The sequence below is a fragment of the Aliivibrio sp. S4MY1 genome (assembly GCF_028765545.1).
Lineage (GTDB): Bacteria > Pseudomonadota > Gammaproteobacteria > Enterobacterales > Vibrionaceae > Aliivibrio.
Genome location: NZ_JARACP010000007.1, coordinates 123,101 through 145,095 on the forward strand (window position 1 = coordinate 123,101; position 21,995 = coordinate 145,095).

Annotated in this window: 18 protein-coding genes; 5 read left to right on the forward strand and 13 right to left on the reverse strand. The window is 38.3% G+C overall.

The window, feature by feature from the left end:
- Window positions 1-23: 23 nt before the first annotated feature.
- Window positions 24-1,223: a mannose-6-phosphate isomerase, class I gene (gene manA, locus PVK71_RS09715; RefSeq protein WP_274418246.1), complete on the forward strand. Its 1,200-nt coding sequence runs from the start codon at window positions 24-26 to the stop codon at window positions 1,221-1,223.
- Window positions 1,224-1,284: 61 nt separating this feature from the next.
- On the opposite strand, the gene PVK71_RS09720 is transcribed toward manA, so the two are convergent.
- Complete coding sequence (locus tag PVK71_RS09720; protein ID WP_274418245.1) at window positions 1,285-2,070, reverse strand: PTS sugar transporter subunit IIA; 786 nt, start codon at window positions 2,068-2,070, stop codon at window positions 1,285-1,287.
- Entirely contained in the window at window positions 2,070-2,369 is a 300-nt protein-coding gene (locus tag PVK71_RS09725; RefSeq protein WP_122031986.1) for a PTS fructose transporter subunit IIB, read from the reverse strand. The genes PVK71_RS09720 and PVK71_RS09725 overlap by 1 nt, the downstream gene beginning before the upstream one ends.
- Window positions 2,370-2,617: 248 nt before the next feature.
- Here PVK71_RS09725 and PVK71_RS09730 point away from each other — a divergent pair, with 248 nt between their 5' ends.
- From PVK71_RS09730 to PVK71_RS09740, 3 genes are all read left to right on the forward strand, one after another.
- A complete protein-coding gene (locus tag PVK71_RS09730; protein WP_274418243.1) occupies window positions 2,618-4,486 on the forward strand; it encodes a fructose-specific PTS transporter subunit EIIC in 1,869 nt (622 codons plus the stop codon).
- Window positions 4,487-4,917: 431 nt separating this feature from the next.
- Window positions 4,918-7,029, forward strand: a complete 2,112-nt coding sequence (locus PVK71_RS09735) for an LruC domain-containing protein (protein WP_274418242.1) — start codon at window positions 4,918-4,920, stop codon at window positions 7,027-7,029.
- A gap of 12 nt (window positions 7,030-7,041) precedes the next feature.
- The gene (locus PVK71_RS09740; RefSeq protein WP_274418241.1) at window positions 7,042-7,497 is read left to right on the forward strand and encodes a hypothetical protein; all 456 of its coding nucleotides are present in this window, start codon (window positions 7,042-7,044) and stop codon (window positions 7,495-7,497) included.
- Window positions 7,498-7,585: 88 nt separating this feature from the next.
- Here the strand turns inward: PVK71_RS09740 and brnQ are convergent, their stop codons facing one another.
- The 10 genes from brnQ to PVK71_RS09790 form a co-directional block, all read right to left on the reverse strand.
- On the reverse strand, window positions 7,586-8,902 hold the full coding sequence (gene brnQ, locus PVK71_RS09745) for a branched-chain amino acid transport system II carrier protein (protein WP_274418240.1): 1,317 nt from the start codon (window positions 8,900-8,902) through the stop codon (window positions 7,586-7,588).
- A gap of 289 nt (window positions 8,903-9,191) precedes the next feature.
- A complete protein-coding gene (locus PVK71_RS09750; RefSeq protein ID WP_274418239.1) occupies window positions 9,192-9,647 on the reverse strand; it encodes a hypothetical protein in 456 nt (151 codons plus the stop codon).
- A 188-nt stretch (window positions 9,648-9,835) separates the two neighbouring features.
- Window positions 9,836-10,489 carry a class I SAM-dependent methyltransferase gene (locus tag PVK71_RS09755; RefSeq protein ID WP_274418238.1) on the reverse strand — a complete coding sequence of 218 codons (654 nt, stop codon included), beginning with the start codon at window positions 10,487-10,489 and terminating at the stop codon, window positions 9,836-9,838.
- Window positions 10,490-10,659: 170 nt separating this feature from the next.
- Complete coding sequence (locus PVK71_RS09760) at window positions 10,660-10,935, reverse strand: helix-turn-helix domain-containing protein (RefSeq protein WP_130045423.1); 276 nt, start codon at window positions 10,933-10,935, stop codon at window positions 10,660-10,662.
- Between the two features lies 1 nt (window position 10,936).
- Window positions 10,937-11,281: a type II toxin-antitoxin system RelE/ParE family toxin gene (locus PVK71_RS09765; protein ID WP_274418237.1), complete on the reverse strand. Its 345-nt coding sequence runs from the start codon at window positions 11,279-11,281 to the stop codon at window positions 10,937-10,939.
- Between the two features lie 175 nt (window positions 11,282-11,456).
- Window positions 11,457-13,268: a hypothetical protein gene (locus PVK71_RS09770; protein ID WP_274418236.1), complete on the reverse strand. Its 1,812-nt coding sequence runs from the start codon at window positions 13,266-13,268 to the stop codon at window positions 11,457-11,459.
- 268 nt (window positions 13,269-13,536) lie between these two features.
- Window positions 13,537-14,073: a DUF924 family protein gene (locus PVK71_RS09775; RefSeq protein WP_274418235.1), complete on the reverse strand. Its 537-nt coding sequence runs from the start codon at window positions 14,071-14,073 to the stop codon at window positions 13,537-13,539.
- A gap of 129 nt (window positions 14,074-14,202) precedes the next feature.
- Entirely contained in the window at window positions 14,203-15,711 is a 1,509-nt protein-coding gene (locus PVK71_RS09780; protein WP_274418234.1) for an alanine/glycine:cation symporter family protein, read from the reverse strand.
- Between the two features lie 214 nt (window positions 15,712-15,925).
- Window positions 15,926-17,494 (reverse strand): methyl-accepting chemotaxis protein, encoded by a 1,569-nt coding sequence (locus PVK71_RS09785; RefSeq protein ID WP_274418233.1) that lies wholly within the window; start codon window positions 17,492-17,494, stop codon window positions 15,926-15,928.
- 172 nt (window positions 17,495-17,666) lie between these two features.
- The gene (locus tag PVK71_RS09790) at window positions 17,667-17,999 is read right to left on the reverse strand and encodes a tRNA-binding protein (protein ID WP_274418232.1); all 333 of its coding nucleotides are present in this window, start codon (window positions 17,997-17,999) and stop codon (window positions 17,667-17,669) included.
- A 147-nt stretch (window positions 18,000-18,146) separates the two neighbouring features.
- On the opposite strand from PVK71_RS09790, the gene PVK71_RS09795 reads away from it, so the two are divergent.
- Window positions 18,147-19,160: a substrate-binding domain-containing protein gene (locus PVK71_RS09795; protein WP_274418231.1), complete on the forward strand. Its 1,014-nt coding sequence runs from the start codon at window positions 18,147-18,149 to the stop codon at window positions 19,158-19,160.
- A gap of 243 nt (window positions 19,161-19,403) precedes the next feature.
- Here the strand turns inward: PVK71_RS09795 and PVK71_RS09800 are convergent, their stop codons facing one another.
- A complete protein-coding gene (locus tag PVK71_RS09800) occupies window positions 19,404-21,962 on the reverse strand; it encodes a sensor histidine kinase (RefSeq protein ID WP_274418230.1) in 2,559 nt (852 codons plus the stop codon).
- Between the last annotated feature and the right edge of the window lie 33 nt (window positions 21,963-21,995).

Genomic DNA, 21,995 nt, shown 5'->3' on the forward strand with positions numbered 1-21,995 from the left:
CCATTGATGACATCGAGTGCATTATGAATAAATCAACTCAACAATTCTTTTACCCTATGACCAATGTAATTCAAGACTATGCATGGGGAAGTTTCACCTCTATCGAAGCTTTATTTGATATAAAAAACACCAGCAATAAGCCACAAGCAGAATTATGGATGGGCGCTCACCCAAATGGTTGCTCTACCGTTATCATTAATGGTCAGCCGATCTTATTATCTGACTTAATAAATCAAAACCAAGCTGCGTGTTTATCTTCACTCACTGCAGATCATTTTGGTGAACTGCCTTATTTATTCAAAGTGTTAGCTGCTGAAAAAGCACTATCTATTCAAGTTCACCCTAATAAACAACAAGCCATGGCTGGCTATGATAAAGAAGAACATGCAGGTATTGCATTAAATGCCTTTAATCGTAATTACAAAGACAATAACCATAAGCCTGAACTGGTATACGCTTTAACACCTTACAAAGCGATGAATGGTTTTAGAGAATACCAAGAGATCATCAGCCTATTTAACCAAATGGCTCTGCCTTCTCTTGAAGAAATCATCACACGTTTTGAACAACAACCAAACTCACAAGGCTTAAAATGTTTCTTTAAAGCGATTCTTTCATTAACTGATGAAGCAAAAGAGTCAGCATTAACAGAGCTAGGCCACTTCGCCAGCAATAATAAACAGAGTGAACTATTTGCTTTAATTGATGATTTATCAACTCAATACCCAAATGACATTGGCTTATTTACTCCATTAATTCTTAATGTCATTACTCTGCAACCGGGCGAAGCCATGTACTTAAATGCGTGTACGCCTCATGCTTACATTAATGGTACTGGGCTAGAGATAATGGCAAATTCAGACAATGTATTACGTGCAGGGTTAACCCCAAAATTCATGGATATTGATGAGCTTATGGATTGCACAGAGTTTGTAAGTATTCCTGCAGACTCCTTGATTATGCAACCTAACATTATTAATGGAGGGATGAATTACCCTATCCCTGTGAGTGATTTTAAATTCTCAGTATTTGCACCTGCTGATGATCTGCCATTAGAAACACACAGCGCAGAGATCTTGTTTGCGATTGATGGTGATATGACATTGAATCACTCAACCGGTGAAACCGTCAATGTACCTAAAGGGCATTCTATTTTTGTTCCGGCTTACGCGCACCAATACACATTGAAATCTAGCGGAAAAGTGGCAAGAGCGTATAACTAACGGTTAGATCTAAAGAGAGAAATAAGCTGATTTAGCACTGTTGTTAAGTCGGCTTTTTTACTTATAACAGCTGGCACATGGCGTATAGAATCAACGCCTGTAACCCTTTTGGTTGTCTCGTATTTACCAAGCGTTGGCTAAACTCCTCAGACAACATATTACGAGTTAAATAGGTCGCGGCCATAATCATAGGTTTACTTGGTTTCTCAGGCAAAACCAACGCAATAATTAAGTTTACCTCCCCCATTTTTGACGCCCAATCAACCGAATAATCACTACGAATAATCGCAATTGTCGGTTTTTCAACATAAGAGGAAATAACATGAGGTAAGGCGATTTGTTTTGCCATTGCTGTTGATGAGCGCTCTTCTCGTTTTATCAAAGACAGCAACAATTCATCAGACTCTTGCGGGTAAATCAGCTGCGACAAGCCTTTCAAAATCTCGAATTTAGATAAATTGGCTTGCGCTTTGACGTAATGAAAATCAACTTCGCAGTTAGGAGTTAATTGCGGACGGGTATTAACAATAGTTTCTGAAAAATCACACAGTTTATCGGAGGCAACAAAATCAAAAGTTGAAGCAAGTAAGTCAGTCAGAACAAAATTAGCCCACTCAGCATCCATGCCTACCGTCACTAATTGACAAAAATCGCCCGGCCTTAATCCTACTTTTAATAAACCAAGTGGACTTGCTGCGTCACTACTGAGGTTTTGAGTAATATTATCGATATATACAAGGCTTTGAAACTTTTTAGCAAGTCGAGTGAGTTGACTCGCCACTTGAGGTGGCAAGCCTTGCTCTTTCACAAAGAAGGTAATGCGATAGTCGATAATTGTCGACATCATTATGAAAGGTGTTTTCTCAAAATAGTGTCTACATCTGTCAGTATAGATTCAATACTGTATTGCTTAGTATTAATGCCTAAAAAACGACTCTTATTTTCAATTTCGATATCTGATGCAATAATAACAAGATCTGCATTCACAATATCCACAGGTGTGAGAACTTCTTCAACACCCATTGCGCCTTGAGTTTCCACTTTAATTGACACTCCCAATTTCGCAGCCGCCTTTTTAAGCACATCTGCTGCCATGTAAGTGTGTGCAATTCCGGTTGGACACGCTGTTACCGCCACAATTTTCATGATTTACTCTTACATTAGTAAAAACCCAAATAGCTCAATGTATTCACAAGATACTAATTTGAATAACAATACACTGGCTATTTCTCTCTCACTTATCATAAAGTCCTTTAGCATCAATTAATAAGGAGCAAACTCACACTTTGACTAGTGGGGTACAATAATCCAGTAAATGCCTTTTTTATCCAGTTATTAAAATCCAAAGATCCACTAACATGGCCAACAAATTACCGATAAAAAATGGAATCGTTATGAACATCACCTCTCTTATTGACATTAATGTTATCTGTTTAGACCTAAAATCAACGTCTAAAGAAAGCATTATTGAAGAGATGGTTAATATACTAAACGATGCCGGAAAACTATCGAATAAACAACAATTTCTAGCCGATGTGTGGGCGCGAGAAGAGATCGGAAATACTGGTTTTGAAGACGGTATTGCGATCCCTCACGCCAAAAGTACTGCTGTCATTACCCCCTCTGTCGCTATTGGTATTAGTCGTACTGGTATTGATTATGGTGCTGAGGATGGCCTTCCATCTGATGTCTTTTTTATGCTTGCATCGACTGATGGTGACGACAATCAACACATCGAAGTATTATCACAAATATCCATTCGATTAATTGAAGATGGCTTTACCGACAAATTAAAAGCCGCGCAAAGTAAAGAAGAAGCCTTAGCACTTTTTACTGATCCCACTCAGCCAGAAGAATTAATTACCACCACAATTACTGAGCCACAAGCCGAAAAGAGTAAGCTCTCTCGTGGCTTAAGCCGTGCTAAAGAACACTTACTCTTTGGCACCTCACACATGATCCCCTTTATTGTTGCTGGTGGGGTTTTACTCTCTCTATCTGTCATGATCTCAGGCCATGGCGCAGTACCAACTGAAGGGGTATTGGCTGATATCGCTCAAATGGGAATTGCAGGACTAACCTTATTTACCGTAGTTCTTGGTGGCTACATTGCTTATTCCATTGCTGATAAACCGGGACTGGCACCAGGAATGATTGGCTCTTGGATCGCCGTTCAGCAGTACAATACGGGCTTTTTAGGTGCGATAATTATTGGATTTTTCGCAGGGTTTGTTGTTCGTACGTTAAAGCGAATTAAGTTGCCAGAAAGCATGATCTCCCTCGGCTCTATTTTTATCTATCCACTTATCGGCACCTTTATTACTTGCGCAGCTGTCATGTGGATCATTGGCGCACCAATCGCCAATACCATGACAATGCTAAATGAATGGCTTGCAAGTATGGCAGGATCAGGAAAAATCATTTTAGGCGCTATTCTTGGCGCAATGGCTGCTTTTGATATGGGTGGGCCAATCAATAAAGTCGCGACTCTATTTGCTCAAACTCAAGTAAATACTCAACCTTGGTTAATGGGTGGTGTCGGCATTGCGATTTGTACTCCACCGTTAGGCATGGCGTTAGCGACCTTCTTATCTCCTAAGAAATTCAAACGAGAAGAACGTGAAGCTGGCAAAGCTGCAGGAATTATGGGGATGATAGGCATTACTGAAGGGGCAATTCCATTCGCAGCAGCTGATCCTGCTCGTGTCATTCCTGCTATTGTTGCCGGTGGTATTGTGGGTAATGTAACTGGATTTTTGTTCAACGTATTAAATCATGCGCCATGGGGCGGCTGGATTGTATTACCCGTTGTTGATGGGAAATTTGGCTATGTGGTTGGTACGTTACTTGGTGCCTTAACCACGGCACTCATTGTTATTTCATTAAAGAAAAATGCGGTTGAAAACGAAGATACTACCGTTCGAGAACTTATCTTAACGGCTGTCAAAAATGAAGGCGAAGCTGAGGTATTAGCGGTGACAGCCTGTCCATCAGGAGTTGCTCATACTTTCCTTGCCGCCAAGAGTTTAGAAAAAGCTGCACAACGATTAGGAATTAAAATAAAAGTAGAAACTCAAGGGGCAGATGGTATTAATAATCGCATTACCCCGTTAGATATTAAAAACGCTAAATTGGTTATCTTTGCTCATGATGTTGCAATAAAAGAGCCATTACGATTTGCAGGAAAACGAACTCTTGATATCAGTACTAAAGAAGCGATGTATAATAGTGAAACATTACTTAAATCAAGTTTAGTCAATTAAATTTATATTCAATTTAAAAGTTCATCAAGCTCAATAGTGGTATTTCTAAATTGCATTTCATCTAGCAAATTGATTCCTATTATGAAATTATCGCCTATTCATTCTTTATTATTGCAAATAAACAACACACCCACTTAAAACCCTTTACCCAACAACCTACTGATAGTATCATATTTTATTTATTTACAGATTCGAATCTCATCCATTAAACGCTTTCTGGTATACATATTGCCTGATTATACTTACTTGAAGAAAACGGTACGTTTAATGAATTAAAAAATACTATCCTTAGCATCGCTTTACTATAAAGTCAGTTGAGCTTACTTAGCAAAAATTTCTAGTTGTTTTTATTTACCGAATAATTTCAAGTCAATGTATCTATTCATTGTTTTGAGGGGATTTCCTCATTCAAATAATCGAAGAGGCTTATTATGAAATATAAACAGCTTTTCTCTCTTATCGCGTTTACTTTAGCAAGCGCGCCCATCTACGCGACCACTGTAGATTTGGATTTTTCTAATCATATAGAATCCACCAATCTAACTAACAGCTTCGGCCCCTCGTACGATGGTCCTGTAATGCATTTTCTTAACGTAGGTGAACACAATGGTAAAACTATTGATGCTAAAATAAGCAGCCGAATCATTGGTGATGCAACCTTTTTATATCACACTCCAAATTATAAAGAAGGCGCAACACAACCTAGTGGAGATATAGGTTTCCTTTATCAAACAAACTCCCCCGGTCCGGCAGGCCTTATTTATACTTTTGAATTTTACGATGGCACCGATGGGCTATCAGGCACATTTTCAATTCCCTACACAATCCCTGAGTTTGAAATGATTGGTTACGATATAGATGGTGAGCCAGTTCAATCAGAGCAAGTCCGTGTATACAAAAACGAAGGTTTCTATAGCTACCAAACAGGTTCTGCAGGAGCAAGCCTAACAGCCGAAGAAAGCTCTGATGGGCTTTCTGTTTTATTTACAGGTCCGGGGACAAACTACAATGAAACTGACACATCGGGCGCTGTAAAATTCACTTATAAAAATACGTCTATTGTTACACTTCAATTTGAAACCGTTACTGCGAGTAACAGCCCTTTACCAAACCCAATTTTCTCTGCTTTTGATGGTAACTGGGATATTGATGAGTTTACTCCACCAATTGGTAGCTCTGATGAATCTGATTTTGGTGATGCCCCAGATAGCTACAACACACTTAAATCAAATAATGGTGCTGAACATGCAATGACCAGTAACGTATATCTAGGCAGTAGTGTTGATGCTGATACCGATGGTCAACCAGGTATCGCATCAAATGGTGATGATCTTGATGTTGATGGTAATGATGATAACGGTATTACCATTTTAACTAGCTTAGAAAAAGGGCTTGATGCTCTAATTAATGTAACTGTTACTGGTAGTGGTTATTTACAAGCATGGGCTGACTGGGATATGAATGGAACATTTGATGAGGGTGAACAAATTTTAACAAATCACCCAGTTGTTAGTGGTGTACAAGTGGTTCCTATCCGAGTCAGTGATAGCGCCATTATTGGTTCTGTTCAAACACGTTTCCGCTTATCCACTAATCCTAACATACCAAGCTCTGGTTATGTTGGTGATGGGGAAGTCGAAGATTATGTATTTAACGTAACAGATCCAGGAACAACAATTCAGCATTCAGGTTATTACACTGCAGCATTTGAGGATAATTGGCCTGAAATTGGTGATTTCGACTTAAATGATGTGGTTGTTTATTACCGAACTACCATTGTAAGTAAAGATGACCAAGTATTACGATTTGATCTTGCTGGTACTATCATGGCATACGGTGCTTCTTATGGTAATGGATTGGGTTGGAAACTTAATGGTTTCTCCGAATCTGATATTAATCTTCCATTAGCTCGCTTAGAAAAAAATGGAGTCACTCGACCGAATATTTCACCGTTTACAGGTGAGGATAAAAGTGTTGCCTCTCCAGGTGGAGATCTTATTGTTGTAGCATCACTAAATTTACGCGATGACATCATTATTAATGAAGAGTGTAAATTCCACCGCACCAATCCATCTTGTAGTGCTTCATTAGAATCAGAACAAATGACCTTTAGTATATCCCTACCTTTCAATGCTGGTAGTGAGCCAAGTGTTAGTTCATTATTACCATTAAATGGTGCAGACCCATTCATCTTTGCAGCTGGCTATGGGCTGTATCATGGTGATAGTTTCTCTACCGCACCAGGTACAGATCTAGAAATTCATACAGCAGGATTTCCTCCAACTACACGAGGAACTCTGGTCAGCAGTTTCTACGGTATCGCTCAGGATGATTCAGATCCTGCAGCTAGTAAATATTACCGTACGACAGGTAATCTGCCGTGGGGGATCTTGATTTCATCACCTTGGAATCACCCTTCAGAGTATATTGATGTTGGTTATGCTTATCCCGATTTTGCAGAGTGGGCAACTTCAGGCGGTATTGATAAACCAACTTGGTACCTTAACCCTAATGCTAGCGAAACTTGGTCAACTGCTGACTAACACGGAGGATTTATGAAAAGAATTAATTTATTACTGAGCATTGCAGCCCTAGTTTTTATTACTGCTTGTAGTGATTCTGGATCTGGTTCTTCTTCCCCAGGTTCTACGGCTCCATCCTCAAGCGCAACACCTGATACTAACGATGGGATAAGAACGAGTGAGTTATCGATACCTGAAGGCTTTAATTTTGCAACAGAACGAGAAGTTTCCATCACCCTTTCTGTTGCAAATTCTCAAAGTGAACGAGGGTTTATGTCTCTCTATAGTGAATTCAATGAAAGCGCTGTAGATTACACATCCCAATTTATTTTGACGCCAATGAATGATCAAACAGAGCTTAAAACTACAGTAATGCTTCCTAACCATGTTAATAAGATTTGGGTTGAAGTTTGGTATCCTTCAGCATTAGGCTCTGAGATTACTCAGTCTATAGATATAGTAAATAATACTGTTAATACAGTTCTATAAACTATAGAACAACCTTATACCTAACTAATGCCAGTCAGTTAATTTGACTGGCATTTTATTTTTCCAATAAGGTGCTTATTTATAGGGACTAATTGTTTATCGCCACACGCTTTGGCATTGCTTTACTGAAGGCTTTATTAACAAAAATAGTAATAAATACAGGAAGTAACCAAGAAGTATGAGAAGCATACAACGGCAACCATTGCTCACAAAACGCGTTCATGCCCTCTGGTAATTTATCCAAAATATGCAGCGCATCAATCGTACCAAACAGAGCAGCAATACATACTACCGTAGTGTGGCTCATTGAAATCGCAGGTTTGTCTGTGCTTGTTTTCTCAGGCATCAAGATCATCGCAATGATAAGCGCAATAGCAATCGGACATAAGATCAGAATGGCAGGCAAGCTCACCTCTATGATCGTCTCTAATCCTACGTTTGAAATGATCGCCGTTAATACCATGATCACAGTCGCGCTCACCTTAAACGTAACGCCGTAAGTATTTTTATAGTACTCAGAATTCGCGTTGGTTAAGCCGATCGTAGTCGTTAAACACGCCATTAAGGTAATGGCTGCCAATAGAAGTTGACCTAATACTCCAAACTCCCCTGCTGCATAACGCGTTAAAATCTCACCACCATTACTTGCACTTGGTGCAATATCAGACGATGTGGAACCTAAATAGCCCATTGCTAAGTAACATAATGACATTAATACAGAGTAAATAACGGCAATGCGTAACGTGTAGTAAGAAATGGCTTTTTTACTCTCAACACCTTTGCTACGAATGGTCTGAATTATAACCCAACCAAAGGCTACCGCTGCGATGGCATCTAATGTCATGTAACCTTGAATTAACCCATTTACCGCAGGCGCTTGCTCGTAAATTTCAATAGCTTGGCTTGGAGAGCCTAATGGATTTAATAATGCAGCGACCACCAATATAGTTAGCATGCCAATTAACGCGGGTGTCATGATTTTACCAATGTAATCCACTAATTTACCCGGTTTTAATGCTAACCATAACGTCAGAGCACAGAATAAAGCAGAGAACACCATTAACCCATTACCTGAATAGAAAGGCTTAATGCCCATTTCATAAGCAACGGTAACAGCACGAGGCAATACAAACGCAGGACCCAATGTGGTTAATACCAAGAACCAGAATGAACGGTCCATCCACTTTGGTAAGGCTGATGTCAGCTTATCTGCAGAAGATAAACGCCCTAACACGACCAAAGTAATAGCAGGAAGACCAACAGCAGTTAATAGAAAGCCACCAATCGCGATAAGCCAATGCTCACCCGCTTGCTGTGCCATCAAGGGTGGATAGATTAAGTTACCTGCACCAAGAAAGAGTGCAAATGTCATAAAGCCGATAGCGGCGAGATCTCTTCTGTTCAAACGACATACCTTTTATAAAATGAAACAGGGTGTCAATTTGGCTAGAAGATGATAAAGAAAGGGTCTTAGTTATCCGCCAGCCTAACTGACGAATAACACAATCGTCAGTATCAGTTAATGACAACGACGACAGAGACAAGTGCATAAGCATGATGCTTAGAAGCAGTCAGTAAAGCTGCTTGATGTTTTTTGATGCCTGTAGACATAACTTACACACTCTAGAAAAAATAATTGTCCTTAAGCTAAAGGAATTACCAAGGATTGTAAAGCCTAATTATAACTTTGTTAATTATTGCTCTAAAACTAGGCGAGCCTCAACCATTTGTGGCTCACTAGCTGCTGGTTCTAAAGACGGATTACGAGGATATTGTTCACCGTTAAACTTCATTAAAACAAACCCTGAACCACGCGACCACACGATTAAGTCTTTCCATCCATTAGTTTCGGTTTTAGCCACACTAATTGGAGTACTCGTTACGGATGATTTAGAGACAAATTGATAGCTATCCCCCAGATTTTCAAAAATCATAAGCGTGCAACCACCAGAACCACACCATTGCATTCCTTTAAGAATAACCACGGCATCCTCTAAACCATCACCATTTAGATCTGCATATCCAGTAGAGAATACAGGCTCATTTTCTTGGGTAGCTTCAGAGACTGATTGTTGTAAATCAGGCTTTTGAACAGCTTGATTGCTGCACCCAAAAATCACAAAAGACAGGCATAATATTAAATATCTCATATTTGATCCTCTTTAATTACACTCCTATGTTATCTGAAGCTGTTTTACATGAGTTAAATTGTTTCGGCAACAATTTACGTCTAAACAATACGATTGCGACTGTCCAAATTATGCTTATATTGACGCCTTAAAACAAAAACACCCGACAACCTGAGCTGCCGAGTTTAGTAGTTATCTTGGGGTATTTGTTATATTTTTCTACCAGAGAACAGCGCAACACATCCTACAACTTCCACTTTTACATCAGTAAAGTGCTCGTTTAACGATGACAGCAATGAGTCTAGATCATCGTTGTTATTGCTAAAGATCCCTTTCTTATTGTAAACACCCATCAATTTTTTAGCGAAAAAGTTTAGTTTTGTTCCCTTACCTAAAATGGTACTACCGAACAATACACCACCATCGTTCAGATGATCCTTTAGATGCTTAAACATAATGCCTTTATCCGTTAAGTTTCCAGGCAAGCAATGAAGTAAATAATTAACACTAATTGAATCAAATTTATCGATATTCAATTCAAGAGGCTCAAGCACATCCCCGCAGTAGACTTCCGGTTGGAAGTAATTAATTGCTTTTGACGTTGTATCAAGACTGTTTTGATTCAAGTCCAGTAAAGCAATACGTTTTGTTGATTGAGGCAGATAATTCTTGAGGTAATAACCAGAGCCAACACCTACATCTAAGTGGTTAGATGAAACTAACATTGAAAACTGCTCGCTAATAAATCTGGTTGGGCATTTCCAAAAGTAGTTATTTGAGACTCCTAAAACCCAGAAATCATATATTGAGAGTACTTTCTTCGAGTAAACAGCTTGTCCAGCAACTGTGGATTCTTTATTCATTTTTAATTTCATATAGTTATAAATTATTAGCCGTCAATTTATACTAAAAAATAAAGATAACAAATCTTACCAGAGATAAAAAACTGGAACCCATCTTAAGGCTGTATACTCAAAGAAACTTAGAACGCGAGTGTAGTAAATTGTATTGATGCGATTGTTAACTGTACTTCTTACACCAAGCGAATTTCTAATTTTTTACCTAATGCTGAAGCAAAACGTTCAAGAGTTGATAATTTAACATCATCAGAATGGTTTTCAATTCGTGATATAGCACTTTTTTGTGTCTGGAGCTTTGATGCTAGATCGACCTGAGTTAATCCTGCATCTTTACGTGCTTCTTTCAGCAAAGCGCCAAATTTAAACGATTGGTAACCTTCTTCATATCCGTTAGAAAAATCGATGTCGTTTGCTTTACGGTTAGCTAAATATTTTTTAAAGTCACTCATATTATTTCCTCGCTAAATAGTCTTTACGACGACTCTCTGCAATTTTGATTTCTTTTGGTGGCGTTTTTTGTGTTTTCTTTTGAAAACCATGATTGAGAACAACTAAGTTATCACCATCAAAAAAGCCTAATAAACGAAATATATTCCCACCGACTTGTACTCTCACTTCCCAGATATTGTCAGTATTAACCAGCTTTTTAAGGTAAGTCGTTGGGATATTGTCCAATTCTTCAATTAACTGAAGTACCCAAGCTACTTTCTGTGCTTGCTTACCAGAAAGTGAATCTAAAAATTCAGCTATCGGACATTTACCGTCTTCGGTAGTATAAAAATTAATATTTCTCATACACAAAGGTTAACATCAATGTGAACTTTTGCAAGCTGGAAATTTTCGCTTTGTACCGTTAACGCCTGCATAACACGTTTACTACAATGCAATTATACTTAAAATTGACGCCTTAAAACGAAAAACACCCGACAACCTGAGGTGCCGAGTGTAGTAAATCGTGTTGATGCATTTGTTATATTTTTTTATCGGCAAAGCCTATTATATGGAAATCAGCACCTGAAGAACGAATGGCATTCTCAGCACTAACGAGAAGAACATCTAGCTGAGTTTTTATTTTGCTGCCAATATTTTTTTCATAAGTACTTTTTTGAGTATGGGGCTGTACAACTACAACACGAGTCTTTATGTGCTTGTTATCCTTTAAAGCTAATAACTCATTGAAAAAGTCTTCTGGATTAGCGCTTTTACCATCATGCCAACATCCTTTATGCGCTGCATTATCATGTCGAACTTTTAAATCTTCTACTAGAACTTTTCTAGAAGTATAACGAAGGTTTTTAATCGCTTGATTTAAAACTACATCATGCGCACCGACAGAGATCTTGCGAGAGTTCTCACTAGATTTAGAAGCTTTAACATGAATTAGTGATATTAAATGCAATGTGTCATGTTTAACATAATGAATAAAATCAGCTTTTTCTCCTGCACCATCATCACAATATAACCAGCCTTTAGGATTTTCTGTCGTGTTAAACTCATTAGGAGTTAACCAATTCCCACTCCAACATTTTTGAACCCAGCAAAATAAAGACTTTTCTTTACCTATATCCTTTAAAGCAGGCTTCTGAGGGTTATTTCCTGGCTTCTCTTTAGTTATGTCATATTGTTCAAAATCTGCCCATAAAAATTTATTATACTCTACATCTTGGTATCCAGTTCTAAATACCATGCCATTTACAACCGCATGCCCTGACTCAAACCAACATTTAACTAACTCTGGATAAATGAACACTCGTTTATATTGTTCGAAATGTTTTTTAACACCTGGAGCTTCACTTTTTATTTTAAAATTAACCTTATAATCATCGACTTCAACTTCGACACAAATATGCCCTACTTCATTTCCTTTGTGAAAAATATTAAGAGATATATCACTGTCAATAAAACTATGAGTTAATTCAGCGTGAAAATCATATTGTAGCTTTTTTAATAGTTCTTTACGGTGTTGGCCATCTTCCTCAGGAAGAAAATCATAATCAACAAGTGAAAAATCATATGGTCGTTCTAATTCATTTGGTTGGGATATTGGATATGAAAGAATTCCTATAGGGCTATCTGATTCCGAACTATTAACAGACAAGATATCTAATATCTCTAAAACCCTATTTTCAAATGTAGGCCAATCTTTACATGGACCTCGCCATATTGATAATTTAAAAGGGTTAATTCCAACTGAAGTTTTTGATTTCGTTCCCCAAATCTCAGTACGTACGGCTGACATCATATATGATTGATCAATTAATGGGTCGAGTGTATCAGCTACACTTTTCCCACCCAATACTTTTGAATCTGCTTTAAAGTTATCCCTACCATGTATCCCTGATAACCAAAGCATTTTAATTTCATCTTCATTGATGAAATTTCCATTTAGCTTGCTAATTGGAATAGGAAAAAGATTAGGTAATCTTTTTTTACCAAAAAATTCTCTTATTGTATCTTTTTTGCCTTTTTCAGAAAAATAAAATGCAAGATGATCTCTAACATTAAAGCTAACAAATACGTGATGTTCTAAATCTTTTAGATCAATACCTTTAGCCCAGCTTGGAGATTTTGCAATTGTATAAGACGTGATTTTTACTGTACCTAATTCACCTACATCATCGACAATAGTTGAACCTATACTCATTTCATCAGAAGATTCATCTGCAAGTATTTGAGTAATAATTTCATGTACTGAACACATCTCTTCTTTAGTAGATTTAGCACCTAATAAAACTGATAAATAAGGTGCAACATTATGTTTTTCTATTGTATTATTTTCCACCTAGCCTCCAAAAATATAATATTCAAATATATTCCCCCTTCCCTATACCCAACAAATCAAGTGGATATAACCAATCAAAAGCCAGAAAGTGGTTCGTATTTCTATGCCACACAGCATACCAGAACGCTGTCTTATTTCGTTATACTTTCTTTATAAATCCAACAAAAAAAACGCCAAGCAGTTTATGTCTACTTAGCGCTTAATTTATTGATAGTTCTGTAGTTAATTCAGTACATAGATTGCACAAAGTAACGTTTATAGTACTGGTTTAAAAGCTAGAGTTTGGTTGTTGTAAAAACTCAATTTCTTCATCGGTTGATGCTCGCCACAAAATGGCATTTCGATGTGGGTAGCGACCAAAACGGTCAATGATCTCTTTATGTTTATGCTCAAACTCTAAGTTGTATGGATTACCAAGCTTTTCATATAACTTTACCGCCTCAATATGAATCGCCTGAGATTCACTGTGCATAAATGGCAGATACATAAAACCACGCTCAGTTTGAGATAACTCAGCATCAAAGCCTTTTGATATCGCAAATTGGGCAAGCGCCAAGCCAAGAGGATCATTCGCAAATGAGTCAGGCGTATCACGATAAATATTACGAGAGAACTGATCAATCAGGATAATTTCAGCAAGACTTCCCAATGCCGTTGTACGCCATTTAGAGAGTTCACCTGCTTTTGCTTGTTGATGCAATGAGCTAAAACGGGCCTTAATGATTGCATCTAACGCTTCGTCTTTTTGCCACCACTGCGGCGGTTCAAGCTCGTTAAACCAGAAACTTATGACTTCTTGATACATATTATTCTCCTTTTATGCTCATACTTGTATATCAACATAGCACGTAATTCAGATCTGTAACCTCTTAATCCCTATAAAAAACGCCATCACAAAGGATGGCGTTATTTTATTGGTTATCAAACTAGATGATTACTTCTCTTTTGATTTGTTTTTGTTTCTCTCTAGCTTGCCTTCCCAATACGTTGCTCCTTTAATGCCCAATTTTACTGGATCAAACGTGTAGTTGGTGACACCGCATTTTTGCTGATCTTCATAATCTTTTAGCGCTTTTAGTGCTGGCTTAGACATAAAGAAGATGATCAAAATACCGACAATGTTTAACCACGCCATTAAGCCAACACCAACATCACCCATTGCCCATGCAAGGTTCGCGGTTTTAATGGTGCCGTAGAACACCGCTGACATTAGAACTACTTTAAGAATAAACATCATGCCATCGATTTTTAGAGTTCGACGGATATAAGCAATGTTTGTCTCTGCAATGTAGTAGTAAGCAAGAATAGTAGTAAAAGCAAAGAAGAACAGAGCAAAAGCAATAAAGATTTTACCAATGCCCGGCAGTGTGCTTTCAATCGCCATTTGTGTAAACATTGGGCCATTTGCACCAACGGTTGCTGCAAGGTTCTGTACTAAGAATACCTCTTCACCACTGCCGTGAACGTTATAAGCACCAGTGATAAGGATCATAAACGCGGTAGCAGAACAAACCAGTAACGTATCAATGTAAATAGAGAACGATTGAACTAAACCTTGCTGTGCTGGGTGATCAACACTTGCTGCCGCTGCCGCATGAGGACCCGTACCTTGACCCGCTTCGTTTGAGTAAACACCACGCTTTACCCCCCAACCAATCGCAGCACCAAAACCAGCCATAGGAGTAAATGCATCACCGATGATCATGCCAAAGATAGTTGGTACTTCTGAGATGTTAAGTAGGATAATAACGAATGCAAGAATGATGTATGCCAATGCCATAAACGGCACCACAATTTGAGTAAAGTGAGCAATTCGTTTAACACCACCAAAGATGATAAAACCAAGGATGATAGAAATCACTGAACCCGTTAAGATCTTCGCAAAACTAAATACGCCTAGGCCAGTATCAATCATGCCGCCAGTACCAAACGCGGTTTCTACTGCATTACCGATACTGTTTGATTGCACACCCGGAAGTAACACACCACAAGCAAAGATAGTCGCAATGGCAAAGATCCACGCGTACCATTTTTGACCCATCGCCTTTTCAATATAGTAAGCCGGACCACCACGGAACTGACCTTCGTCTTCTTCTTTATAGATTTGTGCTAAGGTTGATTCTGCGTAAGCAGTTGCAGCACCTAAGAAAGCAACAACCCACATCCAAAAGACGGCCCCCGGACCACCAAAACCAATGGCTGCCGCAACCCCTGCAATGTTACCCGTACCGACACGACCAGACAGTGATACTGCCAACGCTTGGAATGAGCTAATCCCCTTACTTGATTCTTTGTTTGATACCAGTAAACGACACATTTCTTTAAAGTGACGAATTTGCACAAAGCGAGTTTGAATTGAATAAAAGAGACCAGAGCCCAAACAGAGATAAATCAACACTGGGCTCCAAATTATGCCATTGAGAAAATCAACGATACCTTGCATATAAAATCCTTTTTAGTTTATGGATTGATTTATTATTTAACCAACCATACAGCAAGATTTAACAGCAAGTTAACAACAACCTTTCTAAAAGATAGAAAAGTGTGAATCAAAGCACTATATTTCAAATTATATTGATAAGTGCAATACAAAGCACCAACAAGATAAAAAATGGCAATGCTTTGTGTTGATATTCAAAGAACTATATTTTGTCCTATTACCCAGTATGTCTAAACTGCTCTGCTAACTTACTTTGAGAAAGTAAATTATCCATCAAGCCTCCATTATCAGCCTGACTTTCTTGTACTAAAGACGCTGTTGATGCCGATAATTCTTGAGTTGATTGGCTAATAGATTGAACGTTATTATTCATGTCTTCTGATACATTGCTCATTTCTTCAACCGCAGTGGCAATTTGAGAGTTTTGATCAGATATATCAGTAATTTCTGTCAATAATTGCTCCAACTTATCGGCAGAGATCTTTGCACTCTCAATACAGTCAGCCGAAAGCTTCTCTCCTTCTCTCATAGATTCCACTACAGTATGCGTTCCTGTACGAATTAAATTAATGACAGCCTGGATCTCTGTTGTTGAATCATGACTTTTCTGTGCAAGTTGACGAACTTCATCTGCTACCACTGCAAAACCTCGCCCTTGCTCACCTGCTCGCGCCGCTTCAATTGCAGCATTAAGGGCTAACAAATTGGTCTGCTCTGCCACACCTTGTATTATGGTAAGTACGCTTTCAATAGTATTAGTGTTGGCTTCAAGCTCTCTAACAGATACTGACGTTTCATCTAACTGATTGGCTAACACATCAACGGCATGTAATGTAGATTTTACTTCTACCATGCCTTCTTGCGCAGCAACTTTCGCTTCATCGGTTGTTGATGCGGTATTCTGTGCATTTCTTGCTACTTCATGCGCTGTTGAATGCATTTCATTAATGGCTGCGGCAACTTGCTCTACTTCCATCGATTGCGAATCAAGCTGTGTTGACATGGTATCCAGATTTTGGAATGACTCTTCCATTGCAGCAGTCACTTGCTCATTCGAATCTTGGATACGGCCAGAAACTGCGTTGGTTTCTGAGTGACACATTTTCATTGCAAGTGCTATTTCTGAAATATCATCAACCTTTTTATTATAGACAAGCTCCATTAATGGGTTATTGAAAATCTCACGAGCATCTTTACTTAACGCTTCTAATCGACGAGTCATCATATAAAAAGAAGTTATTGCAAAAAGGAATAATGATGGAACGCCGGCGTTAGGAACAAATTGCTCAAGAGCAAAAGCACAAATAGCGGGAATAATAAGCGCAATAGCAGCACGTTGCCATAAGCGAGTTCTGGGCAGTTTTAATTTAAGTGGGGTTTTACCTGCGTTAAGTTGAGCGTATATCTTTTCTGCATTATCAACATAATCTCTTTTAGGACAAGTTCGAACAGATTGATACTCAATGACTTGTCCATTCTCTGAAATTGGTGAAACAAACGCATCAACCCAATAATAATCGCCATTAGCACAACGATTTTTTACCATTCCCATCCATGAATTATTACTTTGTAAGTGTCCCCACATATTGGCAAATGCCGCTTTAGGCATATCAGGGTGCCTTACCATATTATGAGGCTGTCCTATCAACTCTTCTTGCGTGTAACCTGCCACTTCACAAAACTCTTTGCTAGCATAAGTGATGTGGCTGCTTGGTTTGGTGACAGAGAGTAAATTATAACTTGGTGGGTATCTCACTTCCTTTGAAGAATCATTTCTAAAATCCATATATAGCCAACCTTTTTATATTATTAGTTAATCATTAATTAACTTAGGAAGGTATGACCAATTAATCCACTCCAATTAAGATTTTTATATAGCATAATAAATGGTTAATAAATAAACCAAGCTCACCGAAAGGCAAGTAAACTTGGCTTATGTTTTTGCTTACTTAAGCAAATTAGACGATTTTAACGCCAGCAGGCATCAAGCGCTCTGGTGTCAATAATACGCTCTCGCTTTCATCTTCTGTTTCTGCACACAGCAACATACACTCAGAGGTTTCACCGCGCATTTTTGCTTTTACTAAGTTACACAGTACAACCACTTGTTTACCCAAAAGCTCCTCTTCTGTGTAATAAGGAACAAGGCTCGTAACGGTTTGAAGGCTCTGCTCTCCTACATTGATTTGAACAATGTAAAGTTTGTCTGCATTTTCATGACGTTTAACGTCTGTGATTTTACCAACACGAATATCTAATTTTGCGAAATCACCGTATGCAATTGTTTCCATTTTACTTTATCCTTAGCTCTAAGTTAGTGTTAACGTTTACATTATCAACAATACGCTATGGAACAAGTAAACAGTAATTAAATATTTACTAAAACTTTAACTCGATCAACTATTTTATCTCGACCACATCACAGGATTGAACTTATTATGGCAACCATTAAAGACGTTGCAAAAGAAGCAGGGGTATCGGTTGCCACGGTTTCTAGAGTGGTAAATAAATCACCAAAAGCAAGCAAAGCAGCTATCGAATCGGTTAATGCGGCGATGCAAAAACTGGGATATCGCCCAAACGCAAACGCTCGAGCATTGGTCAGTAAGAGTACCAATACGATTGGCGTAATGGTGGGTGATGTGTCTGATCCCTTTTTTGGATCACTGCTTAAAGCCGTTGATACCGTTGCTCAAGCGCATCAAAAACACTTACTGATTGGCAATGGCTATCACGATGCGACCACAGAGAAAGAAGCTATCGATCTTTTAATTAATAACCGTTGTGAGTCTCTGGTGATCCACTCAAAAGGGTTAAGTGATCAAGAGCTGCTGCAATTTGCGAAAGAAGTTCCAGGATTGGTTATTATTAACCGTCATATCCCTGAAATGGCCGACCGTTGTATCTCATTAGATAACCAACACGGTGCAAACTTAGCGACAGAGCATTTGATAGCTCAAGGCCATACGAAAATTGCTTATATTAATTCTGAACATGATATTGATGATAGCCATCACCGTAAAGCCGGCTACCAGCAAGCATTGCACGCTCATGGGATCAATTTTAATGAAGAGTATTGCGCCGAAGCACAGCCAACGGATGAAGGCGGTGAGCAAGCAATGATTGACCTATTATCTCGTAATTTACCTATCACGGCGGTGGTTTGCTATAACGATTATATGGCCGCAGGGGCGTTATCCGCGCTTGAGAAGCAAGAGATTGCGGTTCCTAAAGACATCTCTTTAATGGGGTTTGATAATGGTTTAATTGCTAAGTATTTACATCCAAAGCTCAGTACAATTGATTACCCTATTCAAACCATGGCAAAACAAGCGGCTGAACTTTCATTAGCATTAGTGTCTGGTAATTCAAGCATGACTAAAGGCACGATTTTCCAAGCGTCTTTAATTGAGCGTTCGTCGGTAATAAAGCAAGAGAGCCCTAATTCTTAATCTCGATCCCTTTCCAATCAACTTACTGTGATTACTTATACCATTCTGGATAAATAGTTGATCAGATAATTGCGTAGGAAAAATCGATTAGAGCAAGGCATAAATTACAGTAACTAGTGGATCTAATTACACCTAATTTTTGCAATAGAAAGGTATAACGCAGATATAATCGATTTTAACAAGCAAGAATGATCAAATACTTATGTAGATTGGTATTAATCATATGCAATCGCAGTAAGTTGCTTATATATACGCTTCCAACTTTTCTAACATCAACTCTTTCTTGAACGGTTTTGCTACGTAATCATCCATGCCAGATTGATAACACTTATCGATATCTTCAACAAATACGCTGGCGGTTAAGGCAATGATTGGCAAACGTGCAACCATTTGCTCTTGCTCCCACGCTCTTATTGCTTCTGTTGCAGCAAACCCATCCATCACTGGCATCATACAATCCATCAAAATCAATGAATATACTGTGGTTTTCGCTGTCACCATATTTACGGCTTCTTGGCCATCATTGGCTAAATCGACATTAAACCCTTCTTTTTTCAATAGTAAAGAAGCCACTTTTTGATTCACTAAATTATCTTCAACAATCAAAATGGTTTTGGTTTCTGCATTTTCCTCTTGAGTGCTCATAGCCACATCATCAGGAGAGTCGAGAGGTAGTACCGCTTCATGCTTGTTCTTATTTGATTTTAGAGCCTGATTTATTGCATTACAGAAACGATTACCTAACAGAGGGTAAATCACGAGCCCATCAATAGTATGATTAAAATCGGCTTTTTCATCTCCGTGTTTTCGACAAATAACCAACCCCGGTTTCTGAGATAAGGCATTAATTCTATTGATATCGTTATGCGTTAGAACCAATGAGTGCTGACAATATATGATCACATCATAATTTAATGCTTGAGATTCAATCTCATCGCTATTCTCACGTATTGTCGTCGACAGACCTAGTTGGTTACATTCTGTATTTAATTGAGACGCATACGCTTTATTGTTGCTAATGATTAAACACTGAGTTCCGTTGTATTTAGTAACTTTTGACGCGGCTGATCCCAGAACGTCAACATCCAACATAAAATAAAATTTACTACCAAAGTCTTTTTGTGAATCTACCTTAATCTCACCGCCAAGTAATTTCACTAACTGGAGACAAATTGCAAGCCCTAGCCCGGTACCACCAAACTGACGAGTAATTGAGCTGTCTTCTTGAGTAAATGGTTCAAATATCTGTTGGAGCTTATCTTTACTAATACCAATACCTGTATCTTTTATCGAGAAGAGTAATTTACCTCTAGTCTTCGTTTCTTCTTCATAATTGATTGATAAAATAACCGCCCCATTTTGAGTAAACTTAACGGCATTAGACATTAAATTCATCAATACTTGGCGTAATCGGTGCTCATCTAGCATTACCGTATCTGGAAGGTTTGGGGACAGTTCTATTTGCAAAGCCAGCCCTTTATCAGAGGCTTTACTTAATACGACGGTTAATGTGTCGTAAGCGACTTCTGCCACATGAGATTGCTGTGGTACTAACACAAGATTACCTGATTCTATTTTAGATAAGTCAAGAATGTCATTGATAAGTAAGAGCAACGCCTGAGAAGACGTTTCTATGGTACTCAAATATTCAGATTGAACTGGGTTTAGATCTGTTTCGGCTAAAATATCAGACATGCCTATGATGCCGTTTAGCGGTGTTCGGATCTCATGAGACATGTTCGCTAAGAAAGAGCTTTTGGCTTTAGTGGATGATTCCGCTTTAACTTTCTCGATTTCAAGAGATTCTGTTTTCTTATTAAATGACGAGATCAAATACCCTATCTCGTCATTGTATTCGTAATTGATGTCTATTTTTCTGTTAGACGCACTCTCATCAATTTGCTTTGAAATCAATACGATAGGATTAATCAAGCTTCTATTAATAAAGTAATAAGCTATAATTACACACAATAATAAAATAGGAACTATCCCTAATTCTATATTGATAATTTGAGCGTAAATTTCATCTGACACGGTTCGATAAGAATTAATTACTTTTATCTGCCAGTTAAAGGCTTCCATCTGATGCGTCACAACATACATGTCTTCTTGTACATTAAACTTATAATCCGCAATCATGGTGTCGCCATTATTAATGACGATGCCTAATTTATTCTTTTCTGCTTGCGCTTCAATGACACTGATTAGCCCTTTTAAAGAAATGTCTATGGTTGCCACCCCAACGAACTGCCCTTGATTAAAATAGGGTTGAGAAGCGGTGATCATTTTTTGTTTCGTGAAGGGGTCAATATAAACATCAGACCATGAGATATGATTAAGGCTATTTTCATGGGCTACAGAGACATACCAAGACTCTTTTTGATAAGGAGATTCACTTGGAATGTTGTAATCATTGATCAGCTCGACTTTACCCTCTTCATCACGAGAAAAAAACAAACTAGCGAGAGTCTTAGATGGAATAAAAGTGTTTGGCTCTGGCCATATACCACCACTAATAATAATATCGTCACTTTCTTTAAGTACGGAAGAGAGCATATTTTGGATGATTTCTGGAGAGTTACCACTGACTGCAACACCAACCAAAGCATGCAATGTGGAAAGAGAATGGCTCAGTGGGTCATCGATTTCTCGAGACAAGAGCTGAGTTCTTAAATCAAGGTTATTTTCTAAGTTTGTACGAATAGGAGATTGAACAACATAATAAGTAACACTACCAATAATAGTAATTAAGAAACAAACGTAGCATCCCAATGCAAGCATGCTTTTTTTCTTGAGAGACATGTTATTCGCCATACAGAACCTAGCCACTTATCT